This is a genomic window from Roseobacter sp., from assembly GCF_024639605.1.
Taxonomy (GTDB): domain Bacteria; phylum Pseudomonadota; class Alphaproteobacteria; order Rhodobacterales; family Rhodobacteraceae; genus Roseobacter.
Map to the genome: position 1 here is coordinate 1 of NZ_JAHEHZ010000108.1, position 11,852 is coordinate 11,852.

Annotated in this window: 11 protein-coding genes; 4 read left to right on the top strand and 7 right to left on the bottom strand. The window is 58.7% G+C overall.

Translation table 11 applies throughout. From position 1 onward, the window contains the following. Nucleotides 1–123: 123 nt before the first annotated feature. The 7 genes from Q0M35_RS13435 to Q0M35_RS13465 form a co-directional block, all read right to left on the bottom strand. Nucleotides 124–1,089: a D-glycerate dehydrogenase gene (locus Q0M35_RS13435; RefSeq protein ID WP_295316141.1), complete on the bottom strand. Its 966-nt coding sequence runs from the start codon at nt 1,087–1,089 to the stop codon at nt 124–126. Between the two features lie 2 nt (nt 1,090–1,091). After that, entirely contained in the window at nt 1,092–1,289 is a 198-nt protein-coding gene (locus tag Q0M35_RS13440) for a hypothetical protein (protein WP_295316144.1), read from the bottom strand. 15 nt (nt 1,290–1,304) lie between these two features. Then, complete coding sequence (locus Q0M35_RS13445) at nt 1,305–2,648, bottom strand: amidase (RefSeq protein ID WP_295316146.1); 1,344 nt, start codon at nt 2,646–2,648, stop codon at nt 1,305–1,307. Further along, nucleotides 2,645–4,012, bottom strand: a complete 1,368-nt coding sequence (locus Q0M35_RS13450) for a TRAP transporter large permease subunit (RefSeq protein WP_295316148.1) — start codon at nt 4,010–4,012, stop codon at nt 2,645–2,647. Before Q0M35_RS13450 ends, Q0M35_RS13445 begins: the two co-directional genes overlap by 4 nt. A 28-nt stretch (nt 4,013–4,040) precedes the next feature. Beyond that, entirely contained in the window at nt 4,041–4,655 is a 615-nt protein-coding gene (locus Q0M35_RS13455; RefSeq protein ID WP_295316150.1) for a TRAP transporter small permease subunit, read from the bottom strand. 104 nt (nt 4,656–4,759) lie between these two features. Beyond that, the gene (locus tag Q0M35_RS13460; RefSeq protein ID WP_295316151.1) at nt 4,760–5,854 is read right to left on the bottom strand and encodes a TRAP transporter substrate-binding protein; all 1,095 of its coding nucleotides are present in this window, start codon (nt 5,852–5,854) and stop codon (nt 4,760–4,762) included. Between the two features lie 334 nt (nt 5,855–6,188). Then, the gene (locus Q0M35_RS13465) at nt 6,189–7,034 is read right to left on the bottom strand and encodes an IclR family transcriptional regulator (RefSeq protein ID WP_295316153.1); all 846 of its coding nucleotides are present in this window, start codon (nt 7,032–7,034) and stop codon (nt 6,189–6,191) included. 204 nt (nt 7,035–7,238) lie between these two features. Here Q0M35_RS13465 and bhcA point away from each other — a divergent pair, with 204 nt between their 5' ends. The 4 genes from bhcA (at nt 7,239) to bhcD (ending at nt 11,646) form a co-directional block, all read left to right on the top strand. Beyond that, the gene (bhcA, locus tag Q0M35_RS13470; RefSeq protein ID WP_295316155.1) at nt 7,239–8,429 is read left to right on the top strand and encodes an L-aspartate--glyoxylate aminotransferase BhcA; all 1,191 of its coding nucleotides are present in this window, start codon (nt 7,239–7,241) and stop codon (nt 8,427–8,429) included. Nucleotides 8,430–8,438: 9 nt separating this feature from the next. Further along, nucleotides 8,439–9,410 carry a beta-hydroxyaspartate dehydratase BhcB gene (gene bhcB / locus Q0M35_RS13475; protein WP_295316157.1) on the top strand — a complete coding sequence of 324 codons (972 nt, stop codon included), beginning with the start codon at nt 8,439–8,441 and terminating at the stop codon, nt 9,408–9,410. A 10-nt stretch (nt 9,411–9,420) separates the two neighbouring features. Further along, nucleotides 9,421–10,584, top strand: coding sequence for a 3-hydroxy-D-aspartate aldolase BhcC (bhcC, locus tag Q0M35_RS13480; protein WP_295316159.1), 1,164 nt, complete (start codon nt 9,421–9,423; stop codon nt 10,582–10,584). Nucleotides 10,585–10,668: 84 nt separating this feature from the next. Further along, nucleotides 10,669–11,646 (top strand): iminosuccinate reductase BhcD, encoded by a 978-nt coding sequence (gene bhcD, locus Q0M35_RS13485; protein WP_295316161.1) that lies wholly within the window; start codon nt 10,669–10,671, stop codon nt 11,644–11,646. Nucleotides 11,647–11,852: the final 206 nt, after the last annotated feature.

Here is an 11,852-nt window from a genome sequence, read left to right on the forward strand (position 1 = left end):
TCTCCGCGCAGGAGCGGAGCACCGGCGGGGCTGTTCGTCTCGACGACGGCTGATCTGCACGACCTGTCTGATAAAAAACGGCGCCTCATCCGGGCGCCGTTTTCCGTTCCGGGTAAGGGGCCGTCAGACCAGTTGGTCACCCGGCGTCTTACCGGCAAAAAATGCATCCAGATTGTCGAGCGCCCGGAAGCCCATTGCATCGCGCGTGCGGGTCGTGGCGCTGCCGATGTGGGGCAGCATAAAGATGTTGTCATACGCCGCGAAGGCAGGGTTGCCTCCGGGCTCTGTCTGAAAACAATCAAGTCCCGCAGCCATCAGCTTGCCGCTATCGAGGGCCGCTGTGAGGGCAGCCTCATCCACCAGCGCGCCGCGCGCGGAATTCACCATCACCGCCCCGTCCGGCAGCATGGCAAAGCGCTCTGCATTCATCAGGCCGGTGGTCTCAGGCGTCGCCGGGCAGTGCAGCGACAGAAAGTCGGCAACGCCCAGCAGGCTCCCGAGCGTGCTGTGATAGGTGGCTCCCTGGGCCGCTTCCGGCGAAAGCTCTGAACGGTTGTAGTAATGGATCTTCATGTCGAACCCGCGTGCCTTGGTCGCGAATGCGCGACCTACGCGGCCCATGCCGATGATCCCCAGACGCGCGCCTGTTACCTGCTTGCCCACCATGAAAGAGGGCGACCAGAAATCCCAGGCGCCGGTGCGCACGATCCGGTCGCCGGCGACCGCGTTGCGCGCAGCCCCCAGCATCAGCAGCATTGCAAGCTCAGCTGTGGCATCTGAGAGCACATCAGGCGTATTGGTCACCGTGATGCCGCGCGCCCCGAGTGCCGGCAGGTCACAGTGATCGACGCCGACGGAGTGGTTGGCGATGATCTTCAGGCGCGGATCAAGCTGTGCGGCAACCTCTGCGCTGAAGTGCTCGGAATGACAGGGGATGATCGCATCGAATTCGGCACTTGCGGCAATCAGATCCTGCGCTGTGCCGGGCGTGTCTTCATGGTTGATGACCGTGTCATAGTCGCGCGACGCGCGCTCCAGGGTGGCATCGGACAGGCGGCGGGTAATCCAGAGGCGTGGTTTGTCGGCCATTTTTACTTCTTCTTGCGCACGCATTCGTCCCAGAAGTCATAGACCGCCATACCGCAGACGATGACCGCGATAACCATAAAGGGCAGGCCACCGGAGAAGCCCGCAAATCCGGATGAGATACTTTCCGAGAGGCCCCCGACAAAGAGGCACAAAAGGGCAGTTCCGATAAACCCCATCACCAGTTTAACACCATAAGACATCGGTATTTCCTTTCCTCAGGCGGCTTCGGCCGCGATGTGTTTCTGCAGCCAGTGCGCGGTCCGCAGCAGGCGGTCATCTTTTTCAACAGCGCCGATCAGCTGAACGCCGACGGGCAGACCGGTGTCGCCCACCAGCATCGGCATCGTTACCGACGGCAGACCTGCCAGCGTCCAGAGCGTGCAGAAGATCGGGTCTCCGGTGCCATCCCCGAATTTCGGGGCCTCACCTGCGGCGGCGGGGGCGATGATAGCATCATAGTCCGTGAAGAAGTCCGCGAAAAAGCTCTCTGCTGATTTTTTCACAGCGAGGGCGTCCTCGTACTCATCCACCGAGATCTGCCGGCCGCGGGTCAGGACCGGTTTCAGCGTCTCGCTCAGATCGTCCCAATGCGTGTCGAATGTTTCAGAAAGGTGCTGGCAGATTTCGTATTCATGGATGCGGGCCTGCACGGCCACAAGCTCGCCCAGCTGATCTGCCGGGTCCAGGCGTTCCACACGGTCGTGGCCAAGGATGTCCATCACCCCTTCGAGCCCCTCGCGGGTGGCCTCTGACAGGCGGTCACAGAAGGGCAGGTTGAACCAGGCAAAAGCCGGCTCTACCGGGGCCTCGGCTGCTGCACCTGCGGCCATATCAGGCCGGGCGCGGGCAAAGCTTTCGGGATCACGCTGATCATAGCCCGATATCACATCTGCCAGCAGCGCCACATCGCCCAGCGTACGGCCGAAAGTGCCCAGCTGGTCGAGCGATACAGAGGTCTGCAGCACGCCGGTGCGCGGTATCATCCCGCGGGTAGGCTTGAACCCGAATGTTCCGCAGAAAGACGCAGGCCGGATCACCGATCCGTTGGTCTGGGTCCCGATCGCGAGCGGGATTTGTCCTGCAGCAACAGCCGCAGCCGATCCGCTCGACGAACCGCCGGGCGAATGCTCAGGATTGTGCGGATTGCGCGTCTCATTGGCGTGCACGAAAGCCAGCTCAGTGGTCACGGTCTTGCCCATGATCACAGCACCTGCTTCGCGCAGCATCTCAACCACGCGGGCATCTTCGTCGGGCTGGCGGCCTTCAAAGATCTTTGTGCCCCGCTGAGTGGGCATATCGCGCGTGTCGATGATGTCTTTCAGACCCACAGGCACACCGTGCAGCGGACCGGTCGCGAGACCTTTCTGGCGGATCCGGTCGCATTCGGCAGCCTGTGCCAGTGCTGCATCTGCATCCAGATGCGCCCAGGCATGGATCGCGCCATCCGTCTCGGCAATGCGGTCAAGGCACGACTGTACCAGCTGGACGGACTTCAGCTTGCCGGAGGCGATAAAAGCTGCCGCCTCCTGCGCACTCAGAGAGTGTGGTTTTATCTTCACGGGATATAGGGCCCGAAGAGGAAGTCAGGGAACCACAGCGCGATGCCCGGGAACCGATACATCAGCACCATGGTCAGGATCACGATCCCCAGGTAGGGCATGATGCCTTTGAAAATCTCCATGAGCTCGATCTGTTTCTTGAGAACGCCCTTCAGGTAATAGGCCGACATGGCCATAGGGGGCGTCAGGAACGAGGTCTGCAGGTTCAGTGCGACGAGCATCGCGAAGAAATAGGGGTTTACGCCGAAAACTTCGAGCAGCGGCAGGAAGATGGGCACGAAGATGATCAGGATCTCCGACCATTCCAAAGGCCAGCCGAGCAGGAAGATAATGATCTGCGCGAGCACCAGGAACTCCCAGGGCTCGAGATCCATCCCGCCAACCCAGTCGGCGATGATGTCGTGGCCGCCGAGATAGGAGAAGACCGAGGCAAAGGTCCAGGAGCCGACAAAGAGCCAGCACACCATCGCTGTCGCCTTGGCCGTCAGGAAAACGCTTTCCTTGAGCTTGGTCCAGGTCATCGACCGGTAAAGCACGGCCAGCACCATACCACCAAGAGCACCCATGGCAGCGGCTTCGGCGGGGGTTGCCAGACCGCCGAGAATAGAGCCAAGCACCAGCGCGATCAGCACGGTCAACGGCACGAAGCTCACCAGCAGGTTCCAGTAGATTTCGCGCGGGGGCGGTACATCGTCCAGCTGTGGTTTGGGCGCGAGCGACGGGGTGATCCAGACGCGCACGATCACGTAGACGATATAAAGACCGGCCAGCAGTAGTCCGGGGAACACAGCCGCCGCGTAAAGCCTCAGGGGCGAGAGATCCGCAATGGCCGAATAAACAATCAGCATGATCGATGGCGGGATCAGAATGCCGAGCGTACCGCCCGCACAGATGACGCCGGAAGCGAAGCTTTTGTTGTAATTGGCATTGGCCATGGCTGGGAAGGCCAGAAGGCCCATCAGCGTCACAACCGCGCCCACGATGCCCGAGGCGGTAGAGAAAACCGCACAGGTCAGCAGAGCGGCAATGGCCAGTGAGCCTGGCAGGTTGCGAGCGGCCATATAGAGCGAAAAGAAGAGCTTATCGACGATATTGGCGCGTTCGACCACGTATCCCATGAACAAAAACAGCGGGATGGCGACGAGCGTCGGGTTCTCCATCACCGAATAGGTGTTCTGGTTCAGCAGATAGAAGATGTTGTTGTTGAAAATATCGGTGAAGGTCTCGACCGATCCGGCCTGGTGATAGGCGTAGTAACCAAAGGCCACACCCATCGCGAGCAGCGTGAAGGCGATCGGGAAACCCAGCAGCACCAGCACGATGAACAGGCCCAGCATTAACAGGGCAACTTCGGGATTTGTCATTTTATTATCTTTCGGCTGTCAGCTGGGATCAGGAGTTGGTCTTGCGGTTGATGTGGCCCTGTCCGGGGATCGGCACAGGTGCATCCCCCATGGCCGCATCGGCAAGAAGGTCTTCGGTCTCTTTGACGTCGGCCAGACGTTCAGGCCATGCGCCGGTGCGAAACGCGATCACGCAGCGGATCAGCTCTGCAAACCCCTGGATCACAAGCAGCACGCCCGACACCGGAATGAGCGATTTGAAGAAGTAGATCTGAATACTGGCCGGGCTGTTAAAGCTGACTTCTTTATAGCGCCAGCTGTCCGACGCGATCTCGTAGCCGTAATAGGCGAGCGCGATGACGCCAGGGAAAAAGAAGAGGAAATACAGCAGGAAATCGAGACCCGCCTGCACTTTTACCGGCAGCAGCCGGTAGATGACGTCAGCCCGAACGTGGGTGTCCTGGGCAAGCGCGTAGGCGCCGCACATCAGGAAAAGCGCGCCATACATCTGGATCATCATGTCAAAGGCCCAGACGGTCGGTGCGTTCAGCACGTAGCGCACAAAAACCTCGTAAGAGACCGACAGGGTCAGAATCAGGATGCACCAGCCAAAGGCGCGTCCGACCCAGAGGCTCAGGCCCTCAATGGAGTGTACAAGTTTCATGTGGTCTGCTTCCCCCTGTCACAGATCCTGCGGTGTATTGCGGACCGCTTTGTTGATCCGGGCGCCGCTGGGGCGCCCGGACATTCACCTTAAAGCTGAACCGATCAGCCGAAGTAGTGGTTATAGGCCAGCTTGTAGTCGGGCTGGTTCAGGTTCAGGTAGTTCATCACGTCTTTGGCATAGGCCTTCTGTGACTCCATCACCTTGGCAAAGAACGGGTCGTCCTCTGCGATACGTGCTGTGACCACGTCCCATGCTTCCAGCTGTGCGGCCAGAACGCTGTCCGGTGTCCGGTACACGTTCACGCCGTCCGCTTCCTGCAGTTTGATCAGGTCGTCGGAATAGCGCTTGGTGTTGCCCCAGTAGAAACCGGAGTTTTCCGCCATCGATGCGTTCTTGATGATCGCCTTGTGCTCATCGGCCAGTGCGTTGAACTTGTCTTTGTTGATCGTGACCTCAAAGAACTCCTGAGACTGGTGGTAGGAGGCGAGGTGGTAGTGCTTGGACACGTCCTGCATACCAAAGTCACGGTCGGACGTGGGGTTGTTGAACTCCGCCGCATCGATCAGGCCGGATTTCATCGCCGGCTGGATTTCACCGCCGGGCAGCTGAACCACTGACATGCCCATTTCGAGCAGAACGTCTGCGGCCAGACCAACGGTGCGATACTTCAGACCGCTCATCTGAGAGGCGTCTGTGATCTGCTCCTGGAACCAGCCCAGAGGCTGAGCGGGCATCGGTGAGTTGAAGAACGAGACAACGTTCAGACGCAGGCTCTCCATCAGCTCGTCAAAGAGTTCCTGACCACCGCCGGCGTTGACCCAGCCCAGCACTTCCTGGCTCGACCAGCCAAAGCAGGGGCCTGTGCCGAAGAGCGAAGCCGCTTTGGATTTACCGTACCAGTAGGCAGGCACGTAGTGTGCCGCGTCGAGAACGCCGCGGTGTACCGCATCCTGCATCTGGCTGGTTTTAACAACCGCGTCCACCGAGAGAACTTCGATGGTCAGCGAGCCGCCGGACATCTCGTTGACGCGTGCGGCAAAGGACTGCGCGTTCTCAAGGAAGATACCGCCGCCCCAGGCTGCCTGCATCTTGAGTGTCGTACCGTGACCGTCTGCAATTGCCGGAGTGGCAAGAGCTGCGGCACCCGCGACGGCAGAGCCGCGCAGGAATTTTCTGCGGTTTACTTTATTTGTCATGTTTCCTCCCAAGGAAATGGGCCTGAGCCCGGTCGTTGTGGTCTCTCGACCCGTTAAAGAAAGAGTCAGGATGTCTCGCCGGTTGGCACGCAACTGAGCCCGTGATGCGGGTAGTGCAGAAAACTTTCCTCCAGCTTCCAGACTTGCAATCTAGCGGACCTGCTGCTTGCGACAAGACGTCATTTTGCAAAATACCCGGTTCATTTCAACGCACAGTAGAAAATATGCGTTTTTTCATGAAAATCAGTCACCTCCGCGACAATCTTACCGGAATTTTTTTGGTTCCTCCGTGTGGTCCGGCCTCGCAAGGCCGCTGAATGAGATCGGGACGGGGCTATTCTCCCGCCTCCCGTGTAAGGTGCCCGGAGGGCGCACGGCCCCCTATGAGAACGGTGATCTCCGCTGCCGCTTCTGCGACGGTGGCACCAAGTTCCGGCACCCTGAGATCGTCAAACCTCGTGCTCGGTCCGGAGATAGAGACACCGCCACAGGGCTCGTGGTGTTCGTCATAAATCACGCTTCCGATGCAGGACATGCCCAGATACCGCTCCTCACGGTCATAGGACCATCCGCGCTCCCGGGTCTTTTCCAGATCGGCAAAAAAATCCGCCGGGGTGACAAGTGTGTTGTCGGTAAATGGCGTGAGGCCGGAGGCCATCAGTATTTTACGCGTTCTGTCGTCGGGCAGGGCGGCCAGGATCGCTTTTCCGGTGCCGGAGGCATGCATGGATGTGCGGGTCCCGCGCGCAAAGAAGGCGCGTATCGGATTGAGCGTCTCGACCTGACCCACGAACACCACCTCACCTCCGTCCGGAATTGCGAGATTCGCGGTCTCTCCGGTCTTCTCCATCAGGCTGCGCATCACGGGGCGGCTGACCTCGGTCAGATTGGTGCGGTTCATAAAGGATATGCCGATGCGGTAGGCTTCGATCCCGATGATCCAGTCCTGCCGGTCCTCGTCAAAGGTGACGAACCCGTGTTTTTGCAGTGTCGTCAGAATGCGATGGGTTGTGGCCGTGGGCACGCCCATCGACAGGGACAGATCTGTCAGGGTTGCGCGTTCAGACCGTGCGACAGCACCCAGCAGGCCGAGTGCGCGGTCGAGCGATTGCAGCGTACCCGCAGAGCTTTCGCGGAACTGTGACCTTGGTCTTCCGCGCTGGCGTTTCTGAGTCGACATCATGCCCTCCTGACAGGTTAGAGCGTTCTACCATTATTGAAAAATAATTCCAATATATTTTTGAAAATATTTTTCGAAAAACAAAAAAGTAATAAAAATCATCCGTTTGAATTGGAAATTGGAATATTGAAAAACGTTTTCGAGAAAATTGCAATTGTCGGACTATCATTTAATGTCAGCGTCGAAACTCTGGAGGAGTCGAATATGTCAGACCAAAACCCGCTTTTTATTCCCGGCCCCACGAACATTCCCGACCGCCTGCGCAATGCGATGCATATTCAGACGCGCGATCATCGGGCCCCCGATTTCGTCGAAACCTTCGCGCCGGTGCTTGAAGACACGAAAAAGGTGTTTGGCACAACCGAGGGCACGGTCATTACATTCCCGGCCAGCGGCACGGGAGGGTGGGAGGCCGCCGTCTGCAACACGCTCAGCCCCGGCGACAAGGTTCTGGTCGCGCGTTATGGCATGTTCAGCCACCGCTGGATTGATCTGTGTGAGCGCCACGGCCTTGAAGTCCAGATCATCGAATGTCCCTGGGGCTCCGGCGCGCCGGCAGACCGGTTCGAAGCCGCGCTGAGTGCCGACAGTGGCCATGAGATTAAAGCCGTTCTGGTAACACATAACGAAACCGCAACCGGCGTGAAGTCTGATATCGCTGCTGTGCGGGCGGCAATGGATGCGGCAAGCCATCCGGCCATGCTCTTCGTTGATTGTGTGAGTTCGCTGGCATCCATGCCCTTTGAGATGGATGCCTGGGGCGTCGACATTGCGGTTTCCGGCTCGCAGAAGGGTTTCATGCTCGCCACGGGCATGGCGATCCTGGGCGTAAGTCCTAAGGCGCTTGATGCGATGAAGACTGCCAAGCTGCCGCGCACCTTCTTTGATTTCCGTGATATGATGGGAGCGAATGCGTCGGGCGGGTTCCCGTACACGCCGCCGCTGCAGCTGATCTATGGCATGCGCGAAAGCCTCAAGATGCTCTTTGAAGAGGGGCTCGATAACGTTTATGCCCGCCATCACAGGCTGGCCGAAGGTGTGCGCCGTGCTGTCGGAGCCTGGGGGCTTGAACTTGTCGCGAAATCACCTGATCTCTATTCTGATACGGTCAGCGCCATCTACGTGCCCGAAGGTTTTGACAGCAACGCACTTACGGATCAGGCGTTTAATCAGTACGGTGTCTCTTTTGGCATCGGTCTGGGTGAAATGAACGGCAAAGCCTTCCGCATCGGCCATCTCGGCAGCCTGACAGACGTCATGGTGCTTTCGGGACTGGCCACGATCGAGATGGCGATGGCCGATCTTGATTACGGGGTTGAACTGGGCAGCGGTGTTGCCGCTGCACAGGAATATCTGCGCGCCGGAAACAGCGCATCTGTGAAATCTGCGGCCTGAGGGGGGAACATGCTGGATCAGAGAAACATAGCCGATCTGAACATCGATGATGTGCGCGAGGCCCACGCGCGCATCAAACCTTACATCCATGAGACGCCCATTCTGACGTCTTCATACTTTAACGAGCTCACCGGGGCGGAACTCTTCTTTAAGTGCGAGAACTTTCAGAAGGCCGGCGCGTTCAAAGTGCGCGGCGCATCGAATGCAGTTTTCGGGCTGAGCGATGAAATGGCCCGGAAGGGTGTTGCGACGCACTCATCCGGCAACCACGCGCTGTCCCTGAGCTATGCCGCAGGGCGCCGGGGCATTCCCTGTCATGTGGTCATGCCGCGCACAGCGCCTGAGGCGAAAAAGGCTGCCGTGCGCGGATATGGTGGTATTATCACCGAATGCGATCCCTCGACCACCAGCCGTGAGGCCGTTTTCGCAGAAGTGCAGGAAGTCACCGGCGCGGAATTCGTGCACCCTTATAATGACCCGCGCGTGATCTGCGGTCAGGCGACTTGCTCTCTGGAGATGCTGAGCCAGATCGACGATATGGACGCTGTGATCGCGCCTATCGGGGGGGGCGGCATGATTTCAGGCACCTGCCTCACGCTGTCCGGTCTGGCCCCGAAGGTGGAGATTTACGCGGCCGAGCCTGATCAGGCAGATGACGCGGCGCGTTCTTTCCGGGCAGGCCACATTATTGCCGATGACGCGCCAGATACGATCGCTGACGGGTTGAAAGTGCCGCTCAAAGAGAACACGTGGCACTTTGTATCGCATTTCGTCACGGACGTGCTCACCGCCTCCGAGCAGGAAATCATCGACGCGATGAAACTGACCTGGGAGCGGATGAAAATCGTTATGGAGCCGAGTTGTGCCGTACCGATGGCAACCATCCTGCGCAATCCGGAGGTTTTCCGGGGTAAGCGCGTGGGTGTCGTCATCACCGGCGGAAACGTTGATCTGAATAAACTGCCCTGGATGAAGGGCTGAGGAGAGAGACATGAACAAGCAAGTAAACTTTGAAGACTATGAAGTCGGCTACGACATTCCGGCAGCGATCGGCATGGATGAAAGTGAGATTCAGACACCTTGTCTGGTCCTCGACCTCGACGCACTGGAGCGCAACATCAAAAAGATGGGCGACTATGCGAAAAGCCACGGCATGCGTCACCGGGTGCACGGTAAAATGCACAAATCCGTCGATGTGGCCCTGCTGCAGGAAAAACTGGGTGGCTCTGTCGGTGTCTGCTGCCAGAAGGTATCGGAAGCCGAGGTTTTCGCCCGAGGCGGCATCAAAGACGTACTGGTATCCAACCAGGTGACACAGCCCGAAAAAATTGACCGTCTCGCGCGGATGCCCAAGCTGGGTGCCCGCACGATCTGCTGTGTCGATATGCTGGACAACGTGGCGGACCTTTCCGAGGCAGCCCAGCGTCATGGTACGGAAATCGAGTGCCTCGTGGAAATCGACTGCGGCGCCGGGCGCTGCGGTGTGACCAGCACACCGCAAGTCGTGGAGCTTGCCAAAGCTATCGATGCGGCCCCCGGTCTGAAGTTTGCCGGTATTCAGGCCTATCAGGGCGCGATGCAGCATCTGGACTCCTACGAGGAGCGCAAAGGCAAGACCCAGATCGCCATCGATATGGTGCAGGACGCAGTTGACACGCTTAAGGCCGAAGGGCTGGAGTGCGACATAGTCGGCGGCGGCGGCACCGGTTCGTACTATTTCGAGAGCAATTCCAACGTCTATAATGAGCTGCAGTGTGGTTCCTATGCCTTTATGGATGCCGATTACGGCCGGATCCTCGACAAAGACGGCAACCGGATCGACGAAGGCGAGTGGGAAAATGCACTTTTCATTCTGACTTCGGTCATGAGCCATGCCAAAGCCGACAAGGCCATTGTGGATGCCGGTCTCAAGGCACAGTCCGTGGACAGCGGTTTGCCGACGATCTTTGGCCGTGACGATGTGAAATACGTGAAATGCTCGGACGAGCATGGTGTGGTCGCCGATCCTGACGCGGTGCTGAAGGTGAACGACAAGCTCAAGCTGGTGCCGGGACATTGCGATCCGACCTGTAACGTACATGACTGGTATGTCGGTGTGCGCGGCGGCAAGGTGGAAACGCTCTGGCCGGTCTCCGCACGCGGCAAGGCCTACTGAGCCCGCCACGCGCGCGCTGAGATGACACTGCGCCCGGCAAGCATCCGGGCGCAGCCATTAATAATACATAGACAGGAAGACCCTATGACCGATGGATTACTGATCGTGGGAGAAGACGTGTGCGCTGAGGTTGTAAACAGTGCGGATGCTTTCAAAGCCGTGGAAGCCGTGTTTGGTGCGATGGCAAAAGGCGATGCTTACAACTTTCCGGTCATCCGCGAGGCCATCGGTTACGCAGATGCGCTCTACGGGTTCAAATCGGGCTTTGACAGGGCCGGCAAGACGCTGGGTCTGAAATCCGGTGGCTACTGGCCGGGCAATATGGACAAGGGGCTGACCAATCACCAGTCCACCATATTCCTCTTTGATCCCGACAACGGCATGTTGCAGGCGCTTGTGGGGGGTAATTACCTTACGGCGGTGCGGACGGCAGCGTCTTCGTCGGTATCGATCGCCCATCTGGCGCGCAAGGATGCGAAGGTGCTTGGCATGGTGGGCGCGGGGCATCAGTCCGCGTTTCAGCTGCGCGCCGCTGCAGAGCAGCGCGATTTCGAAAAAGTTGTCGCCTGGAACCCGCATCCTGAGATGCTGCCGCGCCTCGGTGAGGTTGCCAGAGAACTGGGCCTTGAGTTCGAGGCGGTGAGCCAGGAAGAGCTCGGCGCGCAGGCCGATGTGATCATCACCATCACGTCAGCCTTCGAGCCGCTGCTGATGAAAAGCTGGATCAAACCCGGCACCCATATCGCCTGCATGGGGACGGATACCAAGGGCAAGCAGGAAGTCGATCCCGAGCTGCTTGCCGCAGCAACCGTGTTTACCGATGAGGTCGCGCAATCGGTCAGCATCGGCGAGGCGCAGCATGCAGTGGGATCCGGCCTGATATCTGAGGACGACATCACGCCGATCGGTGCGGTGATCAACGGCGATCATCCTGGTCGCAGCAGCGAAGAGCAGATCACGCTTTTTGACGGGACAGGCGTGGGCCTGCAGGACCTTGCGGTGGCGTCAGTTGCCGCAGAGCAGGCAGAAAAACAGGGCAAGGCCACGCGCATCACGCTGTAAACCGCACAGCGTTCACATGACGATTAAAAGGTCCGGTCCCGCAAGGCGCCGGGCCTTTTGTCATGAAGAGTATCTGAAATACGGATTAAAGCGTTTCGATATTAACCTGAGGCATATCCTGCAGCCTTGAAGTAGTTCCAGCACTCGCCTGGATCGTAGAGATCGCAGATGGCTCCGATTGCCTCGAAGACCTCGGTGAAGGTTCT

Bases quoted from the DNA above. Each gene is read 5' to 3' on its own strand.
- bhcA (WP_295316155.1), top strand. From the start codon at position 7,239: ATGTCAGACCAAAACCCGCTTTTTATTCCCGGCCCCACGAACATTCCC.
- Q0M35_RS13465 (WP_295316153.1), bottom strand. From the start codon at position 7,034: ATGTCGACTCAGAAACGCCAGCGCGGAAGACCAAGGTCACAGTTCCGC.
- Q0M35_RS13440 (WP_295316144.1), bottom strand. From the start codon at position 1,289: ATGTCTTATGGTGTTAAACTGGTGATGGGGTTTATCGGAACTGCCCTT.
- bhcD (WP_295316161.1), top strand. From the start codon at position 10,669: ATGACCGATGGATTACTGATCGTGGGAGAAGACGTGTGCGCTGAGGTT.
- bhcB (WP_295316157.1), top strand. From the start codon at position 8,439: ATGCTGGATCAGAGAAACATAGCCGATCTGAACATCGATGATGTGCGC.
- Q0M35_RS13455 (WP_295316150.1), bottom strand. From the start codon at position 4,655: ATGAAACTTGTACACTCCATTGAGGGCCTGAGCCTCTGGGTCGGACGC.
- Q0M35_RS13435 (WP_295316141.1), bottom strand. From the start codon at position 1,089: ATGGCCGACAAACCACGCCTCTGGATTACCCGCCGCCTGTCCGATGCC.
- Q0M35_RS13450 (WP_295316148.1), bottom strand. From the start codon at position 4,012: ATGACAAATCCCGAAGTTGCCCTGTTAATGCTGGGCCTGTTCATCGTG.
- bhcC (WP_295316159.1), top strand. From the start codon at position 9,421: ATGAACAAGCAAGTAAACTTTGAAGACTATGAAGTCGGCTACGACATT.
- Q0M35_RS13460 (WP_295316151.1), bottom strand. From the start codon at position 5,854: ATGACAAATAAAGTAAACCGCAGAAAATTCCTGCGCGGCTCTGCCGTC.